This window comes from Flavobacterium agrisoli (assembly GCF_016522065.1).
GTDB classification, from domain to species: Bacteria; Bacteroidota; Bacteroidia; order Flavobacteriales; family Flavobacteriaceae; genus Flavobacterium; species Flavobacterium agrisoli.
The window spans coordinates 153,355-179,698 of sequence record NZ_JAEHFV010000002.1 but is presented as its reverse complement, the minus strand read 5'-3'; the positions used below and the strand labels follow the sequence as shown (position 1 = coordinate 179,698).

Below are 26,344 nucleotides of genomic sequence, written 5' to 3'. Positions count from 1 at the left end.
GTGTAAATATAAGTAAAACTTTAAAAAAAACAAGAACAATCGGTTGTGTAAATTGTTTTTAAGAAAAATATGTTCTTTGGACTATTTTACAGTTGGTTTTTAAGTATTTGATAATAAAAAAGCCTGTTTCATAACGAAACAGGCTTTGCAATTTAAAATTAAATCTATAAACTAGTGATTATGCTTAGGCGTAAATCCATCCTCACTCATCTCAAGGTGTTCATAATCTGCTTTCATTTCGGCATCGTAATCCACTTTTTCGTTTTTACCCATTCTTCTTAAAATAGAATCAAACAATGAATATACAACCGGAACAATAATTAAAGTCAAGAATAATGACGAGGTCAAACCACCAATAATTACCCAAGCCAAACCGTTATTCATCTCGGCTCCAGCTCCTTTTGCAATCGCAATCGGAATCATACCAAAAATCATCGCAATGGTAGTCATCAAAATCGGACGAAGACGGGCGTGGTTTGCCTGAATCAAAGCATCATGTGTCGTCTCTCCTTCGGCTTTTCGCATGTTGGCAAAATCGACAATCATAATGGCATTCTTTGCCACCAGACCAATCAACATAATCATACCCAACATGGTAAAGATATTCAATGAATTTCCTGTCAAGGCTAGAATTACCATTACCCCGATTAATGCTAACGGAATAGAGAACAAGACCACAAACGGATAAACAAATGAATCATATAAAGAAACCATTACCAAATATACTAATACGATAGCCGCCATTAAAGCAATTCCTAAGGTACCAAAACCTTCTGTTTGGTTTTCCATATCACCACTCCAAATGTAGTTAACCCCAGCTGGTTTGGTTTTTTCGTTGTCCATAAACATGGCTGCCCATTCGTTAGCGACATCTCCTACCGGACGACCTACTACTTTCGATTTTACTTTTACAGAAGGTGCTTTATCTCTACGTTCTAACAAACTCGGACCAGAACCCATTTTTACATCGGCAAACTGACTCAAACGAATTTTTTCACCTTGAGGATTGGTAAACATTAAGTTTCTAACGTCTTCTATAGACTGTCTGCTGGCATCTCCAAAACGGATATTAATGTCATATTCATATTCACCCGCTCTAAATTTACCATCGGTATTTCCGCTGAAGGCAGTTTGCATAGTTTGTCCTACGCTAGCCAAGTTTAAACCTAAAGAAGCCATTTTATCTCTATCGATATTTACTTGAACTTCAGGGCTACCACCATCCGATGACAATTCAGCATCAACTGATCCCGGAACTTTTTTCAACAACTCCAAAATACGATTTGCTTCTTTATTCGCAGTTGCATTATCTGGACCCGTAACTACCATTTCAATTGGTGCTGCGTCCGCTCCCATTAATCCGATAGGCGCTGTTTTGAATTCAACTCCTGTGAATTTTTCTTCTAATGCTCTTTTTATCTTAGCCGATTTAATATCGGTACTTTCCGAACGCAATGATTTATCGACTAAATTTACTTGAATTTCAGATTGATACATAGTAGCTTGAGCTGCACCAAAACCTGTAGATTGCTGACCTACAGTGGTAATCATATCCACTACTTCTTTGTCATTTCTAAGATACTTTTCTACTTCTAAAGTTAATTGGTTGGTTTTCTCAACTGAAGCATCTTTAGTTAATTCCATTTGAACTAAAAACTGACCTCTATCTGTTTTAGGGAAGAATTCACCCCCAATAAATCCTCCTCCAAGTAATCCCATGGTAGTTACTATAAGAAGTAAGAATGTCAAAAATACACTCATCACTCTTCTTAAAGTAGTTTTCAAACACCATTCTAAAATTCCTGAAATCCAGTGTGTAAATACATCCAATTGTTTTTCGAACCAAAGAATAAATCTTTCAAAAGGATTTTTACCTGTTAAGTGTACCAATTTACCATATCTTGAAGACAACCAAGGAATAATAGTAAACGACGCCAATAATGAGAACATCGTAGCAATTACAACAGTTACACAGAATTGTGCCAAAATATCAGATACCAATCCAGAACTCATCGCAATTGGTAAGAACACCACCACGATTACCAAGGTAATAGCAGTTACTGTAAATCCAATTTCTGAAGCTCCGTCATAAGCTGCACGGATTCTGCTTTTACCCATCTCCATGTGACGGTAGACGTTTTCTAAAACCACAATCGCATCATCCACCAAGATACCAACTACCAATGAAAGTCCTAATAAACTCATTAAGTTTAAGGTATAGCCCATTAAATACATTCCGATTACGGTTGCGATTAATGATACTGGAATAGAAACCATTACGATGAACGCGTTTCTGACATTGTGAAGGAATAATAACATTACAACCGCCACCAAAATAATCGCCAAGAATAAATCGAAGATTACGTGATCGGCAGCTTCCAAAGTAAAGTCGGTTGTATTATCTACGATTTTTACTTTTACCGCTTGGGCTTTATAATCTGTTTCTACCTGAGCTACTGTTTTTTCAATTAACTCAGAAACCGTTACTGCATTTGCATCTGATTGCTTTTTAACCTGCATTAAGATGGTTGGTAACTGATTGTATCGTGCTACTTTTTCGGTATCTTTTTGCGAATCAAAAACGGTTGCAATATCTGAAAGGCGTACTTGTGCTCCGTTTTTATTAGAAACCACAAGATTATTCATTTCGGCAATATTTCGATATTTTCCAGCAAGACGAATCGTTGCTCTGGATGCTCTTGTTTTTAAAGCTCCCGTAGGAAAATCAAGGTTAGATGTTAAAATTGCTTGTTGTACATCGCCTATAGAAAGGCCGTATCCTTGCATTTTCTTTTCATCTAAATTCACCTGAATTTCTCTTTCCTGGCCTCCAACAAGATCAACCTGAGCCACTCCATTTACACGGGAGAATATTGGTTCAATTTTCTTATCTAATAAATCATATAATTCTTTATTATTCAATTTATCACTGGAAACACTCATAGTGATAATTGGCAAATCATCTAATGAGAATTTTTGAAGTGAAGGCGCCTCAGCATCATCAGGAAGATCTCCCAAAATGGCATTTACTTTTCTTTGCGCATCATTCATGGCGTAGTTCACGTCGGCACCAGTATTCAACTGAACCATTACGACGGATAAACTTTCATAAGAGGAAGCTTCAACTTTTTTTACATTTTCCAAAGCACCAACGGCATCTTCAATCTTACGGGTTACCGAAGTTTCTACCTCACTTGGCGAAGCTCCTGGATACACCGTCGAAATGGTTACCATGTTGGTTTCAAACTTCGGAATCAACTCATACCCCATTAGGGAGTAACTTAATAAACCGCCTAAAGTAAGAATCGTAAATAAAACGATTACTAAGGATGGTCTTTTAATCGATATTTCTGCTAACTTCATTTTTTGTTACTTTATGATGTTGATTTTAGAACCGTTTTCTAAATTGATTTGACCTGAAGTGACCACTTGTTGTCCTTCATCAAGTCCGCTTAAAATTTGAACTTTGTCTCCGTACACTTTTCCGGTTTGTACTTTTATTAAATTGGCAGTTCCGTTGTTTACTACAAATAATTGTCCTGAACTTACTCCGTTTACAAAAGCAGTTGCTGGTACGGTAAGCATGTTTTTAGTCTCAGCACCATTATTGGTTTTGAAAACAGCTGTAGCGTACATACCCGCTTTTAAATTTCCTTTATTTTGCACTTCAACTTCAACTGGGAAATTTAAGGACTCATCACTTTTAGGAGCAATGAAAGTGATTTTTCCGCTTAAAGCTTCATCAGGTAATACATTTACACTGATGTTAACTCGTTGTCCCAATGCAATTTTACCAATTTGACTTTCATCAACTAAAACCGAAAGTTTAAGGGTATTGATGTTCACGATTTCAAACAAAGGCGTTCCTGGAGCAACAACCATTCCGGGTTCCACCATTTTTTTGTTAATAGTACCGCTGATTCCCGCTTTGATTCGCGTGTCATTTACTCTAACACTTTGCGATTTTACGGCAGCTTCTGCATTTTTTAATTGTAATCTTGAGTCATCTAATTGTTGTTTGGTAACACCTCCTGTTTTATAGGCATTTTCAAAACGCTGGTTGGTAGTAATGGCGTTTTGCAAATTATTTTGAGCCTGAGTAACATCAACATCAATAGCATCTCTTTTGATGGTGGCTAAGGTTTGTCCGGCCGAAACTTTAGAGCCTTCTTTTATCATCACGCTCACAATACGTCCCGAAATTTCAGACGCTTGGTTCATTTCTTGCTTTGGTAAAAAGGTTCCGTTAGCCGAATAATCGGTATTGATATCCTCTGGAGTAACAGTGATAACATTTACGTTAATTTTATCTACTTGTTTGGCAACTTCGGCAACTTCTTGCTGTTGTTTTTCTTTATTACTTACAATTTTATATCCTGCTAAACCTACCAAAGCGGCAGCCACAATAATATATATTAAATTTTTTTTCATCTTAGTTATTTATTAATGTTTTAAGTTCTCCTTTTGATTTTATTAGTTGTACTTCGGCTAATTTGTATTCTAAAATGGCAGAGGTGTAATTGTTTTCGGCTTCGATATAGGCATTTTGTGCATCTAATAAATCGGTTAACGAAGCCAAACCTTGCATATAATTGTTCTTGGTATCTCTCATAATGGCATCTGCCAAGACTCTATTTTCTTCTTGTGATTTGATAGTACTCAAACTATTTTCAATTCGAACCAAGGCATTTTTATAATCCAAATCCAAGGCCAATTCGGTATCAATTAAATCTTGTTGTGCTGTTCTAATTTCAATATCGGCTTGGCGTACTCGAGCACGTGTTCCGAATCCGGTGAAAATAGGTACATTCAGGTTCAAGCCAATTGCCGAGAAATCCGACCAGTATACTCCTTTATCGGGTCTAGCAAACCAAGGAAATTCGGGACCTTGACCAATAAAATTATATCCGGCATTTAGCGATAAAGTTGGGTAATATTCGGCTTCAATGGATTTTTTATTAAAAACCAGTAATTCCTCTTGTTTTTTTACTACCATATATTCGTTTCGCGTTTTCATATTCGGAATTTCCGAAAGGTTTAGCGGCGTTACTTCAAATTCGCGCTGCGGAATAATAATTTCGGTAGCAATAGGCATTCCGATAAAAAACTTCAAGGTATTTTCTTGCAACTGCAAACTGTTTAAAACTTGCTGGCGTTGTGCATCAATGTTCGATAGTTTTACTGTTGTACGATCTAAATCAATTTTTTTAGCCAATCCATTATCATATTGTCCTTTAATAATATCAAGAACTTTAGCAGTGTTTACATAATTGCTATCCAAAAGATGCAAACGCAAACGTTGCACGTGAACCGAGTAAAAGTTGCTGGCTACTTTTTCAATTACTTGCTCATCAGTCAAATCTTTGTTAACTTGATAAAATTCGCGTGTGGTTTGTGCGGCTCTTAAACCAGTAAAAATAGCTTGATTAAAAATATTTTGGTTTAAGTTTACTCCCGCAGTTGAGGTCCATTTTTGTCCAAAAACGGCTTGAATAGTAGTGCCAGGTTGTCCAAATCCGGCTCCATCAATTACTTGGGTTTGTAAAATGGGATTGTAGGTTAAATTACCATTGGCAGCAATTTGTGGTAAGGCCATAGCGCGAATTTCCTGTATTTTATATTCGCTATTCTCTACCTGTAATTTTGCTTTAACAGCTTCGGCTTTGTTTTCAAGTGCATACTGTATCGCATCTTTTAAAGTAAGCACTTTCGCTTCTTGGGCAGTGGCCGTGATTCCAATGGCAAGCAGAAGCAGGGTTAGTACATTTTTCATAAATTCTCTTGTTGCAAAATAATGTTTAATTGTTTTTCTAGTTCTTGTATTCCGGTTTGAGTAGCCATGGCTCGGGTGTGGTATTCTAAGGCTAATAATTCTATTTTTCGAGCTTCGTTTTCCGATTTGGTATTTTCGTTGATGTTAAAAACCAAGGCATAATAAAAGTCGGCATAATGTTCAATTTCGATGTTTTCGCGATATAAACCTTCTGAAATTCCTTTAGAAATGTTGTTTTCGAAGCAAGTTTTACACTCCTTTATTTCCAAGTCTAAAATTCTGCGGTAAATATCGGGATAGTGTTTTTTGAGTTGGTACAAAGGCGAAGCATCCGTTGATTGAAACGTCTCTTTGAACATTTGTCTGATTTCAAAATTTTCTTTTATCGCGTTATAATTCTTCGCTACAATGGAGTTGATGATTTCCGTTACTTGTTCGTGCACCATGCGAGTGCTTTCTTCGATTAAAATTTCTTTGTTGCAAAAATATTTGTAAATCGTTTTTTTCGAAATACACATTTCGCACGCAATATCATCCATGGTAACACTTTTAAAACCTAGTTTTAAAAAGAGTTCACTTGCCTTTTCAATTATTTTATCTTTCATAATAGGTGAGAAAACCGCTCAAATTTAATTATAAATAACCATTCGGATACTTGCTTGTATGTTTTTAACAATCAGTGATTTACATCTTAAATTCGAAATTCCCGATAAAGTCAATGTCTTTTCCAAGGGTAAACCCATTTTTTTGTTTTAAAACATTATCCTGCAAACCAAAATCTTTTCGATTGATATTGCCCGTAATTTCAAAAGCTACTTTTTGCGTTCCATTATACAAGTCAGCATCAATATATTCTGCTTGCAATTCAACCACTTTGGTCACGTCTTTAATGGTTAAAGCGCCTTTAAAAAAATTGATGTTTTTGTTGATTTTTTGAAACGATGTCGACTTAAAGGTCAACACCGGAACTTCGGTAGTGTTGTAATGATGCAATAACTGTTGAAAATTTTTATCACTTTGATCCATTTGAAGCAAATCGTTTAGCGTCATCGAAAAAGACAGCGAAGCATCTTCAATGTCATTCCCGTTCAGGTTAACAAACCCGTCAAAATTAGTTTCGTTACCACCCATAAACCCAATGGTGGTGTGTCGGCTCTTCAACAATACATCCGACTGCGAGGCATTAATAGTCCATTTTGTTTTCATAAACTATGTGTTATAAATTAAAGTTTTCATTTGTTTAGTGTGCTATGTGCCATTACAAATTTAAACGCTGCAAATTTAGACAGGAAACTTTAAAAACCAAAAAAGTTTCCATGTTTTTTTAAATTTAAAATTTTGGGTAACTTTTAGATTCAAATTGTATATTTGAACGCCTAAATAAAATTATAGTTCATGCACACTATTTCTCAGTATCAGGATTCGTTTATAGCCTTTTTGAATGCCCAAATTATAGCCAAAGAACCTCAAAATTTATACAAACCCATTGACTATATTTTGAATTTGGGAGGCAAAAGAATGCGTCCGGTTTTAACCTTAATGGCAACCGAAGTTTTTGATGCGGATTATAAAAAAGGACTAGCAGCCGCTATGGCAGTCGAGGTTTTTCATAACTTTTCGTTGGTGCATGATGATATTATGGATGATGCTCCGTTGCGAAGAGGCAACCAAACGGTGCATGAAAAATGGGATTTGAATACCGGAATTCTTTCTGGCGATGCTATGCTCATTTTAGCCTATCAATATTTTGAACAATACGAACCGAATATATTTCGGGATTTGGCCAAACTTTTTAGCAAAACGGCATTAGAAGTATGCGAAGGCCAGCAATGGGATGTCGATTTTGAAACCCGAAACGACGTTACCATCGAAGAATATTTAAAAATGATCGAATTTAAAACGGCTGTTTTGGTGGCGGCAGCACTCAAAATGGGCGCGATAGTGGCCGAAACAACTGCGGAAAATGCGGACTTGATTTACGAATTTGGGCTTAATTTAGGATTGGCTTTTCAGCTTCAAGATGATTTTTTAGATGCTTTTGGTGATCCCAAAACCTTCGGAAAACAAGTGGGGGGAGATATTATGGAAAATAAAAAAACCTATTTGTACCTCAAAGCAATTGCACATGCCAAGCCGGATCAGCAGCTGCAATTAAAAGAATTGTTTAACGTTCAGTTTGAAGATAACGACGAAAAAATTGCGGTGGTAAAATCGATATTTCAAGAATCTGGAGCAGCTCAGATGACACAGCAAGCTATTGAAAGGTATACGTTGAAAGCATTTGAAACCCTCGAAAAAATGAATATTGCATCGGATAAAAAACAGGTTTTAATGGAGTTTGGGAAAAATTTGATGAAGCGTAAAGTGTAATTGGCGTTCAAGAAAAAGAAAAATATGTTTGTAGCCCCTCAAAATACCGAAGTTTTATTTCAGGAAGCTCAAAGCCTGGATTTGTACGTTAAACTGGTAGCGCAACTCAACAAAGATTTTAACTTGGCTAATGAAGGGGTTGATTTTCCGATTGCCATTAGTCCAACGGATTTGAAAATACAACTACACGAAAAAATCTACCGATTGATTCAGTATAAATTTGCCGAATATCTCAATTTGCTATACATTATTGATGTCTCCGAAGCCGAAATTAAAAAACTCGACGGTTCCGATTTAATGCAACTAGCCGAACAAGTTTCTTTTTTGATTTTAAAAAGGGAATGGCAAAAAGTGTGGTTTAGGAAGAATTTTAGCTAGGACACTAAAGTTTAAAAAAAGTTAAAAGTTTATATTGAAAGTTGGATTATCTAGTCTTTGTTGTCACTCCTAAAAATATACCCTCACAAAAGGCATATAAGGTTCGGCGTAAATGCTTTTGTTTTTATCGTATAAAACATCGTAGCGAATACCAATCGTAACATTTTTTGTTCTAAATCCAGCGCCTAAATAGAGTGCTGTGTTCCAATAATTATCCGAAAAATTCCCGCCATCCCAGTTGTAATCGGTGTTAAAGCGTGTTTGTTCTAATTCGGCCGAAAGTTGCAATTGCGGAATCGGATTAACCAATCCAATCACACTTCCTCCATAATAAATAGAGTGATAAGAATCGGTATTTACATAACCAAATAATAAACTTGCTCCAACGGCCACCACAGGATTTATATTGTAAATGGCACTAGGCGAAACAGCTATATCCGTATATCCGGAACCAAAGTTTAAACCCAAACCGCCTCCAAATTGCACTTTGTCCCAAAAGGAAGTAGTTGGTGTAGTATTATACATTGATTGCTGTGCATTGGAATTTTCTGCAAAAAGCAGAAAAGTAATGCTAAAAATATATAGGAAAACGATTGAGGGTTGATGTTTATTCATAAGAGAGGAATTTTTTAACAAATTTTTACGTAAAAGTACTTAAAAAAAAGGTTTTAATAAACGGGATTATTGTACTTTTGCCAAACTATTTTAACAAAAAGTACATTCACTTCAATATTATGGATAGGTTTTCATTTTTAAATGCGGCACATACCGAGTTTTTTGCTCAATTATACGATCAATATACAGAAAATCCTGATAGCGTAGAGCCAAGCTGGAGAAGTTTTTTTCAAGGTTTCGATTTTGGAATGACCACTTACGGGGAAGAATACGAAAATCAGGCTCCTGCTCAACAAATGGCAGAGTATGCAGCCAATGCACCAGCAGATTGCAGTTTGGTTTCTGAAAAATTGCAAAAAGAATTTAATGTTTTAAAACTTATAGACGGATACCGTACTCGAGGGCATTTGTTTACTAAAACCAACCCGGTACGCGACCGAAGAAAATCATCGCCTACTCTGGATATCGAAAACTTTGGTTTGTCAGCAGCCGATTTGGCAACCGTTTTTGATGCCGCACAGGTGGTAGGTTTGGCGCCTTGTTCGTTACAAGACATCATCAATCATCTAGAATTGGTGTATTGCCAACACATCGGTATAGAGTATATGTATATTCGTAATCCGCATGTAGTAAAATGGATTCAAGATAAATTGTCGGTTAACGCCAACCAACCTAAATTTTCTGTAGAGGAGAAAAAGGCTATTTTAAATAAATTAAATGAAGCCGTTTCTTTTGAAAATTTCTTACATACTAAATATGTAGGTCAAAAACGTTTCTCGTTAGAAGGTGGTGAAAGTATTATTCCGGCTTTAGATACGTTAATTAACAGAGCGGCCGAAAAAGGAGTAGAGCAATTTGTAATGGGTATGGCCCATCGCGGACGTTTGAACGTCTTAGCGAACATTTTTGGCAAATCGACTCAAGATATTTTTAGCGAATTTGACGGTAAAGATTACGATCAAGAATATTTTGACGGTGACGTGAAATACCACTTGGGTTTAACTGCTGATAGAGTAACGGCTACAGGTAAAAAAATCAACATCAATTTAGCACCAAACCCTTCGCACTTAGAAACGGTAGGGGCGGTTATCGAAGGAATCACACGTGCGAAACAAGATCGTCATTTCGAAGATGATTTCTCAAAAGTATTGCCAATTGCCGTTCACGGTGATGCTGCTATTGCGGGGCAAGGTATTTTGTATGAAATCGTGCAAATGGCGCAGTTAGATGGTTACAAAACGGGTGGAACAATTCATATTGTAATTAACAACCAAGTTGGTTTTACGACCAATTATTTAGATGCTCGTTCGTCTACATATTGTACCGATGTGGCTAAAGTAACGTTGTCTCCTGTATTGCACGTAAATGCCGATGATGCAGAGGCTGTTGTTCACGCCATGTCGTTTGCGTTAGATTATCGCATGGAATACGGACGTGACGTGTTCATCGACTTGTTAGGTTATAGAAAATACGGTCACAACGAAGGAGATGAGCCTCGTTTTACGCAACCGGTTTTATATAAAATTATTGCAAAACATAAAAATCCTAGAGATTTATACGCTGAAAAATTATTGACAGATGGTGTTATCGACGCTAGTTATGTAAATGGTTTAGAGGAATCTTATAAAGCGGTTTTAGAAGAAAATTTAGAAGCTTCTCGTAAAAAAGATTTAACAATTATTACGCCGTTCATGCAAAACGAATGGCAAGGTTTTGCTCAGGTGAGTAACGATACCATGTTGCAAAAATTTGATACAAGTTATTCAAAAGAAGGATTAACACAAGTGGCAAAAGCCATTTCAACTTTGCCTTCGGATAAAAAATTCATCAAAAAAATTGAAAAATTAATTAACGACCGCAAAACCATGTTCTTCGACACTAATCTTTTAGATTGGGGTATGGCCGAGCATTTAGCTTACGGATCGTTATTACAAGAAGGATTTGATGTTCGTATTTCAGGACAAGATGTTGAGAGAGGAACTTTTTCACACCGTCATGCTGTAGTAAAAGTAGAAGATTCTGAAGAAGAGGTAGTGCTTATTGACAGTCTTGAAAACAAAAAAGGAAAGTTTAATATTTTCAATTCATTCCTTTCCGAATACGGAGTATTAGGTTTTGATTATGGATATGCTTTGGCAAGTCCAAAAACCTTAACCATTTGGGAAGCGCAGTTTGGTGATTTCTCAAACGGTGCACAAATCATGATTGACCAATATATTTCTTGTGGAGAAGATAAATGGAACAACCAAAATGGTATCGTTTTATTGTTGCCTCACGGATACGAAGGGCAAGGAGCAGAACACTCTTCGGCTAGAATGGAGCGTTATTTACAACTTTGTGCAAGACACAATATGTATGTAGCTGATTGTACTACACCAGCTAACTTCTTCCACTTATTGCGTAGACAAATGAAAACCAACTTCCGCAAACCTTTGGTGGTATTCTCTCCAAAAAGTTTGTTGCGTGATCCGCGTTGTGTTTCGCCAGTGGAAGACTTAGTAAACGGAAGTTTCCAAGAAACAATTGACGATGCAACTGTAGATAAAAAAGGTGTGAAAACATTGGTTTTCTGTACAGGTAAATTCTATTACGATATTGTAGCCGAAAGAGAAAATAACGGTCGTAATGATGTAGCAGTAGTTCGTGTTGAGCAATTGTTCCCATTTCCTGCTGAGCAAATCAAAGAAATCATTGCAAAATATCCTAATGCTGATGATTATGTTTGGGCGCAAGAAGAACCTAAAAACATGGGTGCTTACAGCTTTATGTTGATGAATTTTGATTTTGTAAAATGGAGATTGGCTTCGTTAAAAGCATATTCAGCGCCGGCAGCCGGTAGTTATACCCGTGCAAAACGCCGTCATGCTGATGCTATCAGAATGGTTTTTGATAAAAATTTATTTAGATAAAAAAATGTTTCAAGTTTAAAATTTTAGGAAATACAATCCAGGAAATTTTAAACAATTAAAACTTTAAACAAAGAGAAAGATGATTTTAGAAATGAAAGTCCCATCACCAGGGGAATCAATTAAAGAAGTTGAAATTGCAACTTGGTTAGTAAAAGATGGTGATTATGTAGAAAAAGATCAAGCTATTGCCGAGGTTGATTCAGACAAAGCAACTCTTGAATTACCTGCTGAAATGAGCGGAATTATCACGCTAAAAGCAGAAGAAGGTGATACTGTAGCGGTTGGTGCAGTGGTTTGTTTAATCGATACGGATGCTGCAAAACCAGCTGGTGCTGCTGCTCCTGCTGCCGAAGCTCCAAAAGCGGAAGCGCCTAAAGCCGAAGCAAAAGTAGAGGCTCCAAAAGCGGATCCTGCTCCAGTTTCTCATGCTGCCGGAACACCTTCGCCAGCGGCTCGAAAAATACTAGATGAAAAAAATATAGCTCCTGCTACTGTTTCTGGAACAGGTAAAGGAGGTAGAATTACCAAAGATGATGCTGTAAATGCTAAAGGTGTTGCTGCAATGGGTACACCAACAGGTGGAAACAGAGGAACTGAGCGCACGAAACTTTCTATGTTGCGTCGTAAAGTAGCTGAGAGATTGGTTTCGGCTAAAAACGAAACGGCTATGTTGACTACTTTTAACGAAGTAAACATGACCCCAATTAACAACATCCGTAACGAATACAAAGATGCTTTTAAAGCAAAACACGGTGGTGTAAGTTTGGGTTTTATGTCGTTTTTTACCAAAGCGGTTACTAGGGCATTGCAATTGTACCCAGACGTAAACTCTATGATTGATGGCGATTATAAAATTGCTTACGATTTCTGTGATATTTCAATTGCCGTTTCTGGACCTAAAGGATTAATGGTACCTGTAGTTCGTAATGCTGAAAATTTAACTTTTAGAGGTGTTGAAGCTGAAATCAAACGTTTGGCGTTAAAAGCACGTGATGGTCAAATTACAGTTGATGATATGACAGGTGGTACTTTTACCATTACCAACGGTGGTGTTTTCGGAAGTATGTTATCTACGCCAATCATCAACCCTCCACAATCTGGGATTTTAGGAATGCACAACATTATCGAGCGTCCTATTGCTGTAAACGGCAAAGTGGAAATTCACCCAATGATGTATGTAGCATTATCATACGATCACCGAATCATTGATGGTCGTGAGTCTGTTGGATTTTTAGTAGCTGTAAAAGAAGCTTTAGAAAATCCAGTGGAATTGTTAATGAACAACGATCCTAAAAGAGCATTGGAACTATAATCAAATAGTTTCAAACAACATAAAAAAAACCCAAATTCGTATGAATTTGGGTTTTTTTATTGTTACAAAAAGCTGTAGTTAATTTCGATTTACTACTGTTTCTTGTTTCCAGTTTTTAACATTGGCAATTCGACTATCCGAATAGTCTACTTCGCTTAGATTGCTATCGTTCCAAAAAAACCATTTACCTGTTTTTTCGCCCATTGCGTATTGACCGAAAGCTTTTTTATTGCCATTTTCGTCATAAGCCGTCCATGCACCGTCTAATTTTCCGTCTTTGAAAAAGCCTTCTTGCTGAATTTTTCCATTTTCGTAAAAATAGGTTGCTTTTACGGTATTCCCTACTGCCTCTAATTTAGGTTTTGTCTCTTGAGCAAATACAATTCCAGAGAATAATACCGCCACTAAAATCACACATTTTCTCATATCTTTAGTATTTTGATGTTAATTGTTTCTATAACAAATATATAGAATTGTTTACATTTAAAAAACTTTAAGTTAACAATTTAGTAACATTGAATAAAAACTTAACATTGAAAATTAAACTATAAGATAAAACCAGCTGTTTTATTTGCTGGTTTCGTATTTTATAGAAGATATTTTGCTTTTTTAGTATTTGCTAATTTATTTAGAAAACACAAGTTTTTGTAATTTATTTCTTCAAAATGGCGTTTAATTGGTTTTCTAATTCTCCTGATGAAGGACGAGTTGCATTCGCATCCAAAATATTTCCGGCAGGATCTAATAGAATAAATCTCGGTATTCCCGTAATGCCCAAAGCGGTTACAAAATCGGAATTCCAATCTTTATCGGCCAATAATTGAACACCACCTAATTGTTTGTCTGTAACAAATTTTTTCCATTTGTCATGGTCTTTAGCAGCATCTATAGAAATGCTTACAAAAGTGATATTTTGACCATGAAAGGCTTCTTCGGCCTTTTTTAAATACGGAATCTCCATACGGCAAGGTCCGCACCAAGTTGCCCAAACATCTATATAAACATATTTTCCTTTTAAATCGGAAAGTTTTGTTTTGCTGCCATCATGATTTTCATATTCAAATTCTGGTGCAGGCTTTCCGGTGAAAGCATTCATTTTTCGGGTATTGTCGTATTCCATTTTAGCATATTCATTCGATTGTAACATGGCTTTTTTGTATACCTCTTTAAAATCTTTGTCATAGGAACCATTGTCAATTTCATTGATTTCTGCTGTTTGTTTTTCGGCTAAAAGCTTTTCAAATTCTTCAGGACTTTTCTTAAAAGCCGATTCTTGAAAGCGTTCATCGCGTAAAGCCGATTGTACCAAGAAGTTGTTTTCATCGGCTCCTTTTCCAGTGTACACGATAGTTTCATCAAAGGCAGAAGCGTCCATGTTTAGATTAAGATTATCGCCTGGTTTTAGGAATAGATTGGATACTTCTTTTTTATCTGAAAATTGATAAAATCCTTTTACACCTTCAAAGGTGGCTTCAAAAACCCCCTTTTTATCAATCGGAATAATCAAATTGAATTTGTTAGAACCGCGAATAATCAAAGTGTCGCTATTTCGATTTTGAATTTTGGCTGTAAAAGTGATTCTGCCGCTAGTTTGGGCAAAACTACAAAGAGAGGCAAGTAAGAACAGGTAGGTAATTTTTTTCATAGTAGCAATTTTCAAACTTTTTTAAACTTTTTAATGCTTTAAAGATATAAAAAATGGAGTAGCAAAGTCATAATATTGTGTTAGGACTAACCTATTTTAATTTTTGTGTTTACTTTTGCAACCAAGTTCTTAAAAAAGAAGAACAGCTAAAAAAAATCTAAAATTTCGAACATGTACAGAAGTCATAATTGTGGCGAACTCAACGCCTCACATTGTAATACAGAAGTTACACTTGCAGGTTGGGTGCAAAAATCACGTGATAAAGGATTTATGAATTGGGTTGATTTGCGCGATCGTTACGGAATTACGCAACTTATTTTTGATGAAAGCAGAACGGATAAAGCCGTTTTTGAAAAAGCCAAAACCTTAGGGCGCGAATTTGTTATTCAGGTAAAAGGAACGGTTATCGAACGTGAAGCCAAAAACAAAAATATTCCTACCGGGGAAATCGAAATTTTGGTGTCCGAGCTGAATATTCTTAATACAGCACTTACACCGCCTTTTACCATTGAAGATGATACCGATGGTGGAGAAGATATTCGTATGAAATACCGTTATTTGGATATTCGAAGAAATCCTGTAAAAAACAGTTTGTTGTTCCGTCACAAAGTTGCGATGGAAGTACGTAAATATCTTTCGGATTTGGATTTTTGCGAGGTAGAAACACCTTATTTAATTAAATCGACTCCGGAAGGAGCACGTGATTTCGTGGTGCCAAGTCGTATGAACGAAGGTCAATTTTATGCTTTGCCACAATCGCCACAAACGTTTAAACAATTGTTGATGGTAGGTGGTATGGATAAATATTTTCAAATTGTAAAATGTTTCCGTGATGAGGATTTGCGTGCCGACCGTCAGCCAGAATTCACGCAAATTGATTGCGAAATGGCCTTTGTGGAGCAAGAAGATGTTTTGAATGTTTTTGAAGGATTGACAAGACATTTATTAAAAGAAATTAAAGGAGTTGAAGTAGCTAAATTCCCCAGAATTACCTACGATTACGCCATGAAGACGTACGGAAATGACAAACCGGATATTCGTTTCGGAATGAAGTTTGGCGAATTAAACGAAATTGCGCAACACAAAGATTTTCCTGTTTTTAATGCAGCCGAATTGGTAGTAGGTATTGCTGTGCCAGGAGCAGGAAATTATACCCGTAAAGAAATAGATGCTTTAATTGATTGGGTTAAGCGTCCGCAAGTTGGGGCATCCGGAATGGTATATGTAAAATGTAACGAAGACGGCTCTTTTAAATCATCAGTAGATAAATTCTACGATCAGAACGATTTGGCAAATTGGGCAAAAGCAACCGAAGCAAAAGCAGGGGATATGATTTTTGTGCTTTCGGGTCCAGCAAACAAAACGCGTGCGCAACTTTCGGCACTTCGTATGGAGTTGGCAACTCGTTTAGGATTGCGTAATCCGGAAGAATTTGCACCGCTTTGGGTGGTTGATTTTCCTTTATTAGAATTGGATGAAGAAAGTGGTCGTTACCATGCCATGCACCATCCTTTTACTTCTCCTAAACCAGAAGATGTTGCTTTGTTAGAAACAGAGCCAGGAAAAGTTCGTGCCAATGCTTACGATATGGTTTTAAACGGAAACGAAATTGGAGGAGGCTCTATTCGTATACACGATAAAGCCACACAACAGTTGATGTTTAAGTATTTAGGATTTACCGAAGAAGAAGCTAAAGCGCAATTTGGTTTCTTGATGGATGCTTTCCAGTTTGGTGCGCCTCCGCATGGAGGTTTGGCGTTTGGGCTAGATCGTTTAGTGGCTATTTTGGGTGGACAAGAAACGATTCGTGACTTTATTGCTTTCCCTAAAAACAACTCGGGTCGCGACGTGATGATCGATGCACCAGCTGCAATTGATGATTCGCAATTAAAAGAATTACATATTAAAATTGACGCAGTTTAAAACTTGAAAATACTGTAAATCAATAATTTTTATAAAAATTTAACAGTTGCGTGTCTTTTGTAAGCTATAATATATTACATTTGTTTTATTATAAATTATTATTATTATTACAATGCGTACAGGTACAGTTAAATTTTTCAATGAATCAAAAGGTTACGGATTCATTACAGACGAAGAAACAGGTAAAGATATCTTCGTTCACGCTTCAGGAATTAACGCAGAAGAATTGCGTGAAGGTGACCGTGTAAGCTATGAGGAAGAAGAAGGAAGAAAAGGTAAAGTGGCTGCAAAAGTAGCCGTTATCTAAGCAATAAATATAGCATTCTATTTTTTTTGCCTACGAAAGGTAAACGCTCCGAAAATTTCGGAGCGTTTTTTTTTGCATTCTCTTAAGGTGTCTAATCTTACAAATCATTAAAATTATTTATAATGAATAAAAATTAATGAATTCTACAATTTGTAATGGACTTAAAAGGGTTTTCTATTTGTGATTTCATTACTTGAAAACTATCTTTGTGTGGTATTTTTTCACAAATAATGTAACGATTATGCAACCCGATCAAATCAATTACATCCCTATTTTTATGCAAGCCTTATTAGCAATAGGTTTCGTGGCAGGTACCATTGTGGTTTCTGGAAAATTAGGGCCTAGAAGAACTTCTGAAAAAAAAGATAAAAACTTTGAGTGCGGTGTCGAGTCTATTGGTAATGCGCGTATTCCTTTTTCTGTAAAATATTTTTTGGTAGCTATTCTTTTTGTTCTTTTTGATGTAGAAGTGATTTTTCTATATCCATGGGCAATTAATTTTAAAGAACTCGGAATCGAAGGGATGATCAAAATGATCATTTTCATGATGTTGCTATTGGTGGGGTTTTTCTATATTATCAAGAAAAAAGCATTAGAGTGGGAATAAAATCATTTTAAAATACATAAAACGCTGATTGGTATTGTTTTAGATAGTTTCAGCATAGGTTTTTATACAAAATAACTTTAACTTTATACGGACAGCAATCTTCTAAAGTTAAAACTCAAATCTAAAAAGAATATGAGTAATTCTGATGTAAAAATGGTAGCTCCGCCCGAAGGTGTTTCAGGTGAGGGTTTTTTTGCTACAAAATTAAATGATGTGGTGGGGTTAGCTAGGGCAAATTCGTTGTGGCCATTGCCGTTTGCAACCTCTTGTTGCGGAATCGAATTTATGGCAACAATGGCTTCTCATTACGATTTGGCGCGTTTTGGTTCGGAGCGTGTGAGTTTTTCTCCTCGTCAGGCAGATATGTTGTTGGTAATGGGGACTATTTCCAAAAAAATGGGGCCTATTTTAAGACAAGTCTACGAGCAAATGTCGGAGCCTCGTTGGGTTATTGCTGTTGGGGCTTGTGCGACTTCGGGAGGTGTTTTTGATACTTATTCGGTTTTACAAGGAATTGATAAAGTAATACCAGTAGATGTATACGTGCCGGGTTGTCCGCCAAGACCAGAACAAATCGTAGACGGTGTTATGAAACTGCAAGAACTGGTTAAAAGCGAATCAGTTCGTCGTAGAAGTTCGCCAGAATACCAAGAATTGCTAGCATCGTATAATATTCAATAAGATGGCATTAGAAAATCAACAAATTCAAGATAAGCTAGTTGCAGCATTCGACACGGATGTTTATAATTTCTTCCAAGATAAAGATGTTTTTACCCTTGAGGTTTCTGCAGATGTAATTACGCCAGTAATTTTATTTTTAAAAAATGATCCCGAATTACGCTTTCATTTTTTAACCGATTTATGTGGTGTTCATTATCCAGATAACGAATTAGAGCGTCAGTTTGCTATTGTGTATCATTTGCATAATTGGTATGAAAATGTACGTTTGCGAATCAAAGTCTTCATCAATGGAGAAAATCCAGAAATAAAATCAGTATCCAATATTTTTTTATGTGCCAACTGGATGGAACGTGAAACATACGATTTTTACGGAGTGAATTTTGTAGGGCATCCGCAGTTGAAACGTATTTTGAATATGGATGAAATGATTTCTTTTCCTATGCGAAAAGAATTCCCAATGGAAGACAGCGGAAGAACCGATAAGGACGATCGTTTCTTTGGTAGAACACCAAGCAATGCCTAATTTACAATTTGTAAGCATATATAAATTGTATTAAAATAAATAGTTAGTTGCTGTGCGCAATTATCAATTTTTAATTATTTAAAAATGTCAGAACTATTATTATCACCAGAGCATCGTTATGCTAAAATTATAAAGGAAAACTTAAATGAAGACGGAAGTGAGCTTTCGGTTCTTAATTTAGGCCCCACGCATCCCGCCACTCACGGTATTTTTCAGAATGTATTGCTGATGGATGGCGAGCGTATTTTAGATGCCGAGCCCACTATAGGTTACATTCACCGTGCTTTCGAAAAAATTGCCGAAAACCGTCCTTTTTACCAAATTACACCACTTACCGATCGAATGAATTATTGTTCCTCTCCTATAAATAATATGGGATGGTGGATGACAATTGAAAAAGCATTAGGTATAGAAGTGCCTAAACGAGCACAGTATTTAAGGGTGATTGTAATGGAATTGGCGCGTATTACCGATCACTTGATTTGTAATTCGATTTTGGGTGTCGATACTGGTGCTTATACCGGATTTTTATACGTTTTTCAATTTAGAGAAAAAGTATACGAAATATACGAGGAAATTTGTGGAGCCCGACTAACGACCAATATGGGGCGTATGGGAGGCTTTGAAAGAGATTGGTCGGAAACCGCTTTCAAGAAATTAGACGAATTTTTAGAAGAATTTCCTGTTGCTTGGAGAGAATTTGAAAAACTTTTCGAACGCAATCGAATTTTTATTGACAGAACAGTAAATGTCGGGGCAATCAGTGCCGAAAAAGCAATGGCTTACGGATTTACAGGTCCCAACTTAAGAGCAGCAGGTGTTGATTATGATGTGCGTGTCGCACATCCGTACTCCTCATACGAAGATTTTGAATTTACCGTTCCTGTAGGAACTTCAGGTGATACATACGATCGTTTTTGTGTGCGTAATGCCGAAGTTTGGGAGAGTTTAAGTATCATACGTCAGGCATTAGCTAAATTACCTGAAGGGCCTTACCATGCCGATGTTCCAGATTATTATTTGCCTCCAAAAGAAGATGTTTACAATTCGATGGAATCGTTGATTTACCACTTTAAAATTGTAATGGGCGAAATCCCAGTTCCGGTTGGCGAAACCTATCATGCAGTTGAAGGTGGAAATGGTGAATTGGGCTTTTATTTAATTACCGATGGAAGTCGAACTCCGTACCGCTTGCATTTCAGAAGACCTTGTTTTATTTACTACCAAGCGTATACAGAATTGATTAAAGGAGCTTTATTGTCTGATGCGATTGTAATTTTATCTAGTTTGAATGTGATTGCGGGAGAATTAGATGCATAAGATTGTAGAATTATGGAGTTCAGATTTCAGATTGAAAAATCTAAAATCTAAAATCTAAAATCTAAACTAAAAAATGGAACACAAAAGATACAAACAAGAAATAAACATTACCGAATCTTTGATGAATCGGATTAATGAATTGTTGAGTCATTATCCAGCAGATAAAAAGAAATCGGCTTTGTTGCCTGTTTTGCACGAGGTGCAAGATGCACACGACAATTGGTTGAGTTATGATTTAATGGATAAAGTGGCCGAAATTCTTGAAATTTTACCAATTGAAGTGTACGAAGTGGTAACGTTTTATACTATGTTCAACCAAAAACCAATTGGGAAATACATGTTCGAATTTTGTCAAACATCTTGTTGTTGTTTAAATGGTGCCGAAAACTTGATGGATTATACTTCGGAAAAACTAGGCATTAAAATGGGAGAAACTACTGCCGATGGTATGTTTACTATTGCCGGTGTTGAATGTTTGGGTGCTTGTGGTTATGCGCCAATGATGCAGTTGGGCGATTTTTACAAAGAACATTTAAACGAAGAAAAAATCGATCAGTTAATCGAAGACTGTAAAGCAAATAAAATAATATTACACGATAAATAAGATGTCTAGAAAAATATTATTAGATAAAATCAATGTTCCCGGAATCAAATCTTACGAGGTTTACCGCCAAAACGGAGGATATGCTTCTGTCGAAAAAGCCTTAAAAACCCTTACGCCAGATGAAGTGGTGGAAGAAGTAAAAAAATCAGGTATTCGAGGACGAGGTGGTGCGGGTTTCCCGGCCGGAATGAAATGGAGTTTTATTGATAAAAAATCAGGCAAACCAAGACATTTGGTTTGCAATGCAGATGAGTCCGAACCAGGAACATTTAAAGATCGTTATTTGATGGAATACATTCCGCATTTATTAATTGAAGGAATGATTGTTTCGAGTTTTGCCTTAGGTGCTAATTTATCGTATATCTACATTCGTGGTGAATACATGTGGGTATATAAAATTTTAGAAAGAGCCATCAACGAAGCGAAAGCTGCAGGTTGGTTGGGTAAAAATATTTTAGGTACAGGTTACGACTTAGAATTACATGTTCATTGTGGTGCTGGTGCTTACATTTGTGGAGAAGAAACGGCTTTAATCGAGTCATTAGAAGGAAAAAGGGGAAATCCTCGTATTAAACCGCCTTTTCCTGCTGTTTCGGGTTTATGGGCTAATCCGACGGTAGTTAACAATGTCGAAACCATTTCGGCAGTGCCATGGATTGTGAATAATACCGGAGACGAATATGCTAAAATTGGAGTAGGACGTTCTACAGGAACGAAATTAATTTCGGCTTCTGGCCATGTAAAAAACCAAGGGGTTTACGAAATTGAATTGGGTTTAAGTGTATACGAATTTATGAATTCGGATGAATATTTAGGAGGAATGAGCTCTAATAGACCTTTAAAGGCTTTAGTGCCAGGAGGTTCATCCGTGCCTATTTTACCTGCCGATTTGATATACAAAACCGCTAATGGTGAAGATCGTTTGATGACGTATGAATCGTTAAGTGATGGTGGATTTGCTACCGGATCAATGTTAGGTTCTGGTGGGTTTATAGTATACAACGACACCGCTTGTATTGTACGAAATACATGGAATTTCGCGCGTTTTTACCACCACGAAAGTTGCGGACAATGTACACCATGCCGCGAAGGAACCGGATGGTTGGAGAAAGTCTTGCATCGAATTGAAAACGGTCAAGGTCGAGAAGAAGACATCGAATTATTATGGAGCATCCAAAGCAAAATTGAGGGAAATACCATTTGCCCATTAGGTGACGCGGCTTCATGGCCAGTGGCTGCGGCCATTCGTCATTTTAGAGATGAATTTGAATACCATGTTCGTTTTCCAGAAAAAATTAAAAATAGAGATCACTTTGTGGCTGAGCCATTTTCTAAGGTCTTAATGTCAAAAGTCTAAAAGTCCTAATGGGAAGGTTTAATTCATTTGAAGAAATTAACTCTTGGAGAAGTTCAAGAATTTTCAATAAAAGAATTTACGAAATAACAGATAAACAAAATTTCAAAAATGATTTTGATTTAGTAAGACAGATAAGAAGAGCATCAATTTCAATTTCTTCAAATATTGCTGAAGGTTTTGAAAGAAATAGTGATAAGGAATTTGTTTATTTTTTATACATAGCTAAAGCATCTGCTGCAGAAGTAAGATCGCAATTATATCTAGCTTTGGATTTAAATTATATAACAAAAGATGAATTTGAAGAACTATTTAACGATATTTCTAACATTTCAAAATTAATAAGTGGATTTATAAAATATTTACAAAGTAGTCAAAAGCCGTAAAGTCAAAAATCACCAACTAAAATATTGAAGCCAGTGACATTAAGACATTCGACATTAGGACATTAAGACAATATAAATGAAAGTAACAATAGACGGTCAAAGCATAGAAGTAGAGCCAGGAACCACAATCCTGCAGGCTGCGCGTATGATTGGTGGCGATTTGGTACCACCAGCAATGTGTTATTATTCAAAATTAAAAGGGAGTGGAGGAAAATGCCGCTGCTGTTTAGTTGAAGTAGCAAAAGGTAGCGATGCAGACCCAAGACCAATGCCTAAATTAATGGCTTCTTGTGTAACAGGTTGCATGGATGGAATGGAAGTGAATAGTAAAAATTCGGATCGCGTTACCGAAGCTCGTAAGGCGGTTACTGAGTTCTTACTGATTAATCACCCATTAGATTGCCCTATTTGTGATCAAGCGGGTGAATGCGACTTGCAAAATTTGAGCTTTGAACACGGAAAAGCCAAAAGCCGTTTTATTGAAGAAAAAAGAACGTTTGAACCAGAAAATATTGGGCCAAACATTCAGTTGCACATGAATCGTTGTATTTTGTGCCAACGTTGTGTACAGGTGGCCGATCAATTAACCGATAAAAGGGTACACGGTGTGGTAGATAGAGGTGATCATGCCAATATTTCTACCTGTATTTCCAAAGCCATTGATAACGAATTTTCGGGTAATATGATTGATGTTTGTCCGGTGGGAGCTTTAACCGATAAAACCTTCCGTTTCAAATCGAGAGTTTGGTTTAACAAACCCTACAATGCACACCGAGATTGTGATAAATGTTGTGGAAAAACAACCGTTTGGATGTTTGGAGGCGAAATTCAACGTGTTACCGGACGAAAAGACGAATACCACGAAGTAGAAGAATTTATTTGCAACAGTTGCCGTTTTGATCATAAAAACGTTGAGGATTGGGTTATTGAAGGACCAAGAGAATTTGAAAAAGATTCAGTAATCAACCAAAATAACTACATTCGTCCGTTGCAAAAAGTAGAAATCGCGACCGAAAAAACCATTTTAATGGGTAGAGATCAAGATCGTAAAAAAATCAGTATGTCAGCTATTCCGTTAGATATTAATACCGAAAAATCGTAAAAATGGAAAGTACTTTTATCATTGAAAAAAGTGTTGTAATTGTAGCTGTTTTTGCTTTAACCATGTTAATGGCAATGTATTCTACATGGGCTGAACGTAAAGTGGCTGCCTTTTTACAAGATCGTGTAGGGCCAAACCGTGCCGGATGGGGTGGTTTATTACAACCTTTAGCCGACGGTTTAAAATTATTTTCTAAGGAGGAATTTTTTCCCAATACACCCAATAAATTCCTTTTTATTGTAGGACCCGGAATCGCAATGAGTACGGCTTTAATGACCAGTGCAGTTATTCCGTGGGGAGATCGCTTACATTTGTTTGGACGCGAAATTTACTTGCAAGCAACCGATATTAATATTGGTTTGTTGTACTTTTTTGGCGTAGTGTCAGTAGGGGTGTACGGAATCATGATTGGGGGTTGGGCTTCAAATAATAAGTTCTCTTTGATGGGGGCGGTTCGTGCTGCTTCGCAAATGGTTTCGTATGAAATTGCAATGGGATTGTCCATGATTGCTTTGTTGATGATGACCGGTACTTTATCTCTTAAAGAAATTGCGGCACAACAAGCAGGATTAAATTGGAATGTTTTTTACCAACCATTATCGTTTTTGATATTCTTAATTTGTGCCTTTGCCGAAACCAACCGTACGCCATTCGATTTACCTGAATGTGAATCGGAATTAATCGGGGGTTATCACACCGAATATTCATCCATGAAAATGGGATTCTATTTATTTGCAGAATATGCGAATATGTTCATCTCGGCTACCCTTATTTCGGTATTGTTCTTCGGAGGATACAATTATCCAGGTATGCAATGGATGGTAGACAATGTGGGAGTAAATACGGCCAATATATTAGGTATGTTAGCTTTGTTTGTAAAACTGTGCTTTTTCATCTTTTTTTACATGTGGGTGCGTTGGACAATTCCAAGATTTCGTTACGACCAATTGATGAATTTGGGTTGGAAAATTTTAATTCCGTTGTCCATTATCAATATTGTGGTTACCGGAATTGTAATTTTAAGAGCTGATATTGCTGCTTTTTTAGGATTTTAAAAAAGAGATTAAAACAGAGTATCGAGCATTTCGGGATTCAAAATAAAAAATAAAATAAATTTGAGATTGACTTTCAAATTGAAAATTATAAAGTACAAATGAGTATAGAAACGATATCATTATCGGGAAGAAAAAAAGTAGTCTCTAACAAAGAGATGACTTTTTGGGAACGCCTTTATTTAGTTGCGATAGTAAAGGGATTGTGGATTACGTTGCAGCATTTATTTAAACGAAAAGTAACGATTCATTACCCAGAACAGGTTCGGGAGCGTAGTGTTGTATACCGTGGTCAACATATGTTGAAACGCGATGAGCAAGGTCGCGAAAACTGTACTGCCTGTGGATTGTGTGCGTTATCGTGCCCAGCTGAAGCTATTACGATGAAAGCCGAAGAGCGCAAACCTGATGAAAAACACTTGTACCGCGAAGAGAAATACGCGTCTATTTACGAAATCAACATGTTGCGTTGTATTTTTTGTGGTCTGTGCGAAGAAGCTTGCCCAAAAGACGCCATTTATTTAACGATTTCAAAAGAATTAGTGCCTTCTAATTATGATCGTGAAGATTTTATTTTCGGTAAAGATCGTTTAGTGATGCCTTTAGAAATGGCAATGAAAAATGCTCAACTTAAAAACGCCAATTAATGTCAGGAATACTTATAACTTTTTGTGTATTAGCGTTCATTACTGTATTGACCGCATTTTTAACTATTTTTAGTCGCAATCCCATTCACAGTGCAATTTATTTAGTTATCTGTTTCTTTTCGATAGCAGGGCATTACTTTTTATTGAATTCGCAATTTTTAGCCGTGGTTCACATCATCGTGTATTCGGGAGCTATCATGATTTTGTTTCTCTTTACTATCATGTTGATGAATCTTAACGAAAGACACGAAGTACACCGTCCTCGTATAACTCGTTTGGGAGCAATCGTGTCCTTTGTACTAGTTTGTGTGGTGTTAATTGCAATTTTCATCAATTCAAAACCAATCGTTGGCGAATACGATGCCACGGGAGAAGACTTTCAATCCATCAATGTTTTAGGGAAAATTTTATTAAACGAATACATGGTTCCGTTTGAATTTGCGTCTATTTTGCTTTTGGTGGCCATGATCGGAACGGTGTTATTGTCTAAAAAAGAAAAATTGAAAAAATAATGGAAAACGTTTTAAATCATATTGGCATCGAAAACTACATTTTTTTAAGTGTTGTGCTTTTTTGCGTAGGCATTTTTGGAGTGTTGTACCGTCGTAACGCCATCATTGTTTTTATGTCAATCGAAATTATGTTGAATGCAGTAAATTTATTATTTGTCGCTTTTTCAACCTATCATCAAGATGCACAAGGACAAGTATTTGTTTTCTTTTCGATGGCCGTAGCGGCTGCTGAAGTTGCAGTAGGATTGGCAATTTTAGTTTCGATATTTAGAAATTTAGGTTCGATTAGTATCGATAATTTAAAAAATTTAAAAGGATAATTGG

The 26,344-nt window shown here is 36.5% G+C and carries 26 protein-coding genes; 18 read left to right on the top strand and 8 right to left on the bottom strand.

Features of this window, described 5'->3' with window-relative positions; genetic code table 11:
* Positions 1 to 171: 171 nt before the first annotated feature.
* From I5M07_RS05895 to I5M07_RS05875, 5 genes are all read right to left on the bottom strand, one after another.
* Positions 172 to 3,363 (bottom strand): efflux RND transporter permease subunit, encoded by a 3,192-nt coding sequence (locus I5M07_RS05895; RefSeq protein ID WP_200105295.1) that lies wholly within the window; start codon positions 3,361 to 3,363, stop codon positions 172 to 174.
* Positions 3,364 to 3,369: 6 nt separating this feature from the next.
* On the bottom strand, positions 3,370 to 4,431 hold the full coding sequence (locus tag I5M07_RS05890) for an efflux RND transporter periplasmic adaptor subunit (RefSeq protein ID WP_200105294.1): 1,062 nt from the start codon (positions 4,429 to 4,431) through the stop codon (positions 3,370 to 3,372).
* A gap of 1 nt (position 4,432) precedes the next feature.
* Positions 4,433 to 5,773 carry a TolC family protein gene (locus I5M07_RS05885; protein WP_200105293.1) on the bottom strand — a complete coding sequence of 447 codons (1,341 nt, stop codon included), beginning with the start codon at positions 5,771 to 5,773 and terminating at the stop codon, positions 4,433 to 4,435.
* Positions 5,770 to 6,378: a TetR/AcrR family transcriptional regulator gene (locus I5M07_RS05880; RefSeq protein WP_200105292.1), complete on the bottom strand. Its 609-nt coding sequence runs from the start codon at positions 6,376 to 6,378 to the stop codon at positions 5,770 to 5,772. Before I5M07_RS05880 ends, I5M07_RS05885 begins: the two co-directional genes overlap by 4 nt.
* A gap of 79 nt (positions 6,379 to 6,457) precedes the next feature.
* Complete coding sequence (locus I5M07_RS05875) at positions 6,458 to 6,979, bottom strand: YceI family protein (protein ID WP_200105291.1); 522 nt, start codon at positions 6,977 to 6,979, stop codon at positions 6,458 to 6,460.
* A gap of 189 nt (positions 6,980 to 7,168) precedes the next feature.
* On the opposite strand from I5M07_RS05875, the gene I5M07_RS05870 reads away from it, so the two are divergent.
* Positions 7,169 to 8,143, top strand: coding sequence for a polyprenyl synthetase family protein (locus I5M07_RS05870; protein WP_200105290.1), 975 nt, complete (start codon positions 7,169 to 7,171; stop codon positions 8,141 to 8,143).
* A gap of 24 nt (positions 8,144 to 8,167) precedes the next feature.
* Complete coding sequence (locus tag I5M07_RS05865) at positions 8,168 to 8,521, top strand: hypothetical protein (protein ID WP_200105289.1); 354 nt, start codon at positions 8,168 to 8,170, stop codon at positions 8,519 to 8,521.
* A 69-nt stretch (positions 8,522 to 8,590) separates the two neighbouring features.
* Here I5M07_RS05865 and I5M07_RS05860 read toward each other — a convergent pair whose 3' ends face one another.
* Positions 8,591 to 9,136: a hypothetical protein gene (locus I5M07_RS05860; protein ID WP_200105288.1), complete on the bottom strand. Its 546-nt coding sequence runs from the start codon at positions 9,134 to 9,136 to the stop codon at positions 8,591 to 8,593.
* A 119-nt stretch (positions 9,137 to 9,255) separates the two neighbouring features.
* Here I5M07_RS05860 and I5M07_RS05855 point away from each other — a divergent pair, with 119 nt between their 5' ends.
* Both I5M07_RS05855 and odhB read left to right on the top strand, forming a co-directional pair.
* Positions 9,256 to 12,045: a 2-oxoglutarate dehydrogenase E1 component gene (locus I5M07_RS05855; RefSeq protein ID WP_200105287.1), complete on the top strand. Its 2,790-nt coding sequence runs from the start codon at positions 9,256 to 9,258 to the stop codon at positions 12,043 to 12,045.
* Between the two features lie 79 nt (positions 12,046 to 12,124).
* Positions 12,125 to 13,357: a 2-oxoglutarate dehydrogenase complex dihydrolipoyllysine-residue succinyltransferase gene (gene odhB, locus I5M07_RS05850; protein ID WP_200105286.1), complete on the top strand. Its 1,233-nt coding sequence runs from the start codon at positions 12,125 to 12,127 to the stop codon at positions 13,355 to 13,357.
* Between the two features lie 78 nt (positions 13,358 to 13,435).
* Here the strand turns inward: odhB and I5M07_RS05845 are convergent, their stop codons facing one another.
* The gene (locus I5M07_RS05845) at positions 13,436 to 13,783 is read right to left on the bottom strand and encodes a toxin-antitoxin system YwqK family antitoxin (RefSeq protein ID WP_200105285.1); all 348 of its coding nucleotides are present in this window, start codon (positions 13,781 to 13,783) and stop codon (positions 13,436 to 13,438) included.
* Between the two features lie 226 nt (positions 13,784 to 14,009).
* Positions 14,010 to 15,002 carry a TlpA family protein disulfide reductase gene (locus I5M07_RS05840; protein ID WP_200105284.1) on the bottom strand — a complete coding sequence of 331 codons (993 nt, stop codon included), beginning with the start codon at positions 15,000 to 15,002 and terminating at the stop codon, positions 14,010 to 14,012.
* 171 nt (positions 15,003 to 15,173) lie between these two features.
* Here I5M07_RS05840 and aspS point away from each other — a divergent pair, with 171 nt between their 5' ends.
* The 14 genes from aspS to nuoK all read left to right on the top strand — a co-directional run bounded on the left by aspS (position 15,174) and on the right by nuoK (position 26,340).
* Positions 15,174 to 16,925, top strand: coding sequence for an aspartate--tRNA ligase (aspS, locus tag I5M07_RS05835; protein ID WP_200105283.1), 1,752 nt, complete (start codon positions 15,174 to 15,176; stop codon positions 16,923 to 16,925).
* Between the two features lie 112 nt (positions 16,926 to 17,037).
* Positions 17,038 to 17,232 (top strand): cold-shock protein, encoded by a 195-nt coding sequence (locus I5M07_RS05830; protein ID WP_007137066.1) that lies wholly within the window; start codon positions 17,038 to 17,040, stop codon positions 17,230 to 17,232.
* A gap of 241 nt (positions 17,233 to 17,473) precedes the next feature.
* Positions 17,474 to 17,839 carry an NADH-quinone oxidoreductase subunit A gene (locus I5M07_RS05825; RefSeq protein WP_200105282.1) on the top strand — a complete coding sequence of 122 codons (366 nt, stop codon included), beginning with the start codon at positions 17,474 to 17,476 and terminating at the stop codon, positions 17,837 to 17,839.
* Positions 17,840 to 17,971: 132 nt separating this feature from the next.
* Positions 17,972 to 18,520 carry an NADH-quinone oxidoreductase subunit B gene (locus I5M07_RS05820; RefSeq protein ID WP_200105281.1) on the top strand — a complete coding sequence of 183 codons (549 nt, stop codon included), beginning with the start codon at positions 17,972 to 17,974 and terminating at the stop codon, positions 18,518 to 18,520.
* 1 nt (position 18,521) lies between these two features.
* The gene (locus I5M07_RS05815) at positions 18,522 to 19,043 is read left to right on the top strand and encodes an NADH-quinone oxidoreductase subunit C (protein WP_200105280.1); all 522 of its coding nucleotides are present in this window, start codon (positions 18,522 to 18,524) and stop codon (positions 19,041 to 19,043) included.
* Between the two features lie 84 nt (positions 19,044 to 19,127).
* Positions 19,128 to 20,363 (top strand): NADH-quinone oxidoreductase subunit D, encoded by a 1,236-nt coding sequence (locus tag I5M07_RS05810; RefSeq protein WP_200105279.1) that lies wholly within the window; start codon positions 19,128 to 19,130, stop codon positions 20,361 to 20,363.
* Between the two features lie 73 nt (positions 20,364 to 20,436).
* On the top strand, positions 20,437 to 20,967 hold the full coding sequence (locus I5M07_RS05805) for a complex I 24 kDa subunit family protein (RefSeq protein ID WP_200105278.1): 531 nt from the start codon (positions 20,437 to 20,439) through the stop codon (positions 20,965 to 20,967).
* A 1-nt stretch (position 20,968) separates the two neighbouring features.
* Positions 20,969 to 22,324 carry an NADH-quinone oxidoreductase subunit NuoF gene (gene nuoF / locus I5M07_RS05800; RefSeq protein ID WP_200105277.1) on the top strand — a complete coding sequence of 452 codons (1,356 nt, stop codon included), beginning with the start codon at positions 20,969 to 20,971 and terminating at the stop codon, positions 22,322 to 22,324.
* Positions 22,325 to 22,332: 8 nt separating this feature from the next.
* Positions 22,333 to 22,707 carry a four helix bundle protein gene (locus I5M07_RS05795; protein ID WP_200105276.1) on the top strand — a complete coding sequence of 125 codons (375 nt, stop codon included), beginning with the start codon at positions 22,333 to 22,335 and terminating at the stop codon, positions 22,705 to 22,707.
* A 76-nt stretch (positions 22,708 to 22,783) separates the two neighbouring features.
* Complete coding sequence (locus I5M07_RS05790) at positions 22,784 to 23,809, top strand: 2Fe-2S iron-sulfur cluster-binding protein (RefSeq protein ID WP_200105275.1); 1,026 nt, start codon at positions 22,784 to 22,786, stop codon at positions 23,807 to 23,809.
* Positions 23,810 to 23,811: 2 nt separating this feature from the next.
* On the top strand, positions 23,812 to 24,864 hold the full coding sequence (gene nuoH, locus I5M07_RS05785; RefSeq protein ID WP_200105274.1) for an NADH-quinone oxidoreductase subunit NuoH: 1,053 nt from the start codon (positions 23,812 to 23,814) through the stop codon (positions 24,862 to 24,864).
* A gap of 98 nt (positions 24,865 to 24,962) precedes the next feature.
* On the top strand, positions 24,963 to 25,508 hold the full coding sequence (locus tag I5M07_RS05780) for a NuoI/complex I 23 kDa subunit family protein (protein ID WP_200105273.1): 546 nt from the start codon (positions 24,963 to 24,965) through the stop codon (positions 25,506 to 25,508).
* Positions 25,508 to 26,020: an NADH-quinone oxidoreductase subunit J family protein gene (locus tag I5M07_RS05775; protein ID WP_200105272.1), complete on the top strand. Its 513-nt coding sequence runs from the start codon at positions 25,508 to 25,510 to the stop codon at positions 26,018 to 26,020. Before I5M07_RS05780 ends, I5M07_RS05775 begins: the two co-directional genes overlap by 1 nt.
* The gene (gene nuoK / locus I5M07_RS05770; RefSeq protein ID WP_066312537.1) at positions 26,020 to 26,340 is read left to right on the top strand and encodes an NADH-quinone oxidoreductase subunit NuoK; all 321 of its coding nucleotides are present in this window, start codon (positions 26,020 to 26,022) and stop codon (positions 26,338 to 26,340) included. The genes I5M07_RS05775 and nuoK overlap by 1 nt, the downstream gene beginning before the upstream one ends.
* Positions 26,341 to 26,344: the final 4 nt, after the last annotated feature.

Coding starts and splice junctions, on each gene's coding strand:
- I5M07_RS05895 (WP_200105295.1), bottom strand. CDS start 3,363: ATGAAGTTAGCAGAAATATCGATTAAAAGACCATCCTTAGTAATCGTT.
- I5M07_RS05890 (WP_200105294.1), bottom strand. CDS start 4,431: ATGAAAAAAAATTTAATATATATTATTGTGGCTGCCGCTTTGGTAGGT.
- I5M07_RS05885 (WP_200105293.1), bottom strand. CDS start 5,773: ATGAAAAATGTACTAACCCTGCTTCTGCTTGCCATTGGAATCACGGCC.
- I5M07_RS05880 (WP_200105292.1), bottom strand. CDS start 6,378: ATGAAAGATAAAATAATTGAAAAGGCAAGTGAACTCTTTTTAAAACTA.
- I5M07_RS05875 (WP_200105291.1), bottom strand. CDS start 6,979: ATGAAAACAAAATGGACTATTAATGCCTCGCAGTCGGATGTATTGTTG.
- I5M07_RS05870 (WP_200105290.1), top strand. CDS start 7,169: ATGCACACTATTTCTCAGTATCAGGATTCGTTTATAGCCTTTTTGAAT.
- I5M07_RS05865 (WP_200105289.1), top strand. CDS start 8,168: ATGTTTGTAGCCCCTCAAAATACCGAAGTTTTATTTCAGGAAGCTCAA.
- I5M07_RS05860 (WP_200105288.1), bottom strand. CDS start 9,136: ATGAATAAACATCAACCCTCAATCGTTTTCCTATATATTTTTAGCATT.
- I5M07_RS05855 (WP_200105287.1), top strand. CDS start 9,256: ATGGATAGGTTTTCATTTTTAAATGCGGCACATACCGAGTTTTTTGCT.
- odhB (WP_200105286.1), top strand. CDS start 12,125: ATGATTTTAGAAATGAAAGTCCCATCACCAGGGGAATCAATTAAAGAA.
- I5M07_RS05845 (WP_200105285.1), bottom strand. CDS start 13,783: ATGAGAAAATGTGTGATTTTAGTGGCGGTATTATTCTCTGGAATTGTA.
- I5M07_RS05840 (WP_200105284.1), bottom strand. CDS start 15,002: ATGAAAAAAATTACCTACCTGTTCTTACTTGCCTCTCTTTGTAGTTTT.
- aspS (WP_200105283.1), top strand. CDS start 15,174: ATGTACAGAAGTCATAATTGTGGCGAACTCAACGCCTCACATTGTAAT.
- I5M07_RS05830 (WP_007137066.1), top strand. CDS start 17,038: ATGCGTACAGGTACAGTTAAATTTTTCAATGAATCAAAAGGTTACGGA.
- I5M07_RS05825 (WP_200105282.1), top strand. CDS start 17,474: ATGCAACCCGATCAAATCAATTACATCCCTATTTTTATGCAAGCCTTA.
- I5M07_RS05820 (WP_200105281.1), top strand. CDS start 17,972: ATGAGTAATTCTGATGTAAAAATGGTAGCTCCGCCCGAAGGTGTTTCA.
- I5M07_RS05815 (WP_200105280.1), top strand. CDS start 18,522: ATGGCATTAGAAAATCAACAAATTCAAGATAAGCTAGTTGCAGCATTC.
- I5M07_RS05810 (WP_200105279.1), top strand. CDS start 19,128: ATGTCAGAACTATTATTATCACCAGAGCATCGTTATGCTAAAATTATA.
- I5M07_RS05805 (WP_200105278.1), top strand. CDS start 20,437: ATGGAACACAAAAGATACAAACAAGAAATAAACATTACCGAATCTTTG.
- nuoF (WP_200105277.1), top strand. CDS start 20,969: ATGTCTAGAAAAATATTATTAGATAAAATCAATGTTCCCGGAATCAAA.
- I5M07_RS05795 (WP_200105276.1), top strand. CDS start 22,333: ATGGGAAGGTTTAATTCATTTGAAGAAATTAACTCTTGGAGAAGTTCA.
- I5M07_RS05790 (WP_200105275.1), top strand. CDS start 22,784: ATGAAAGTAACAATAGACGGTCAAAGCATAGAAGTAGAGCCAGGAACC.
- nuoH (WP_200105274.1), top strand. CDS start 23,812: ATGGAAAGTACTTTTATCATTGAAAAAAGTGTTGTAATTGTAGCTGTT.
- I5M07_RS05780 (WP_200105273.1), top strand. CDS start 24,963: ATGAGTATAGAAACGATATCATTATCGGGAAGAAAAAAAGTAGTCTCT.
- I5M07_RS05775 (WP_200105272.1), top strand. CDS start 25,508: ATGTCAGGAATACTTATAACTTTTTGTGTATTAGCGTTCATTACTGTA.
- nuoK (WP_066312537.1), top strand. CDS start 26,020: ATGGAAAACGTTTTAAATCATATTGGCATCGAAAACTACATTTTTTTA.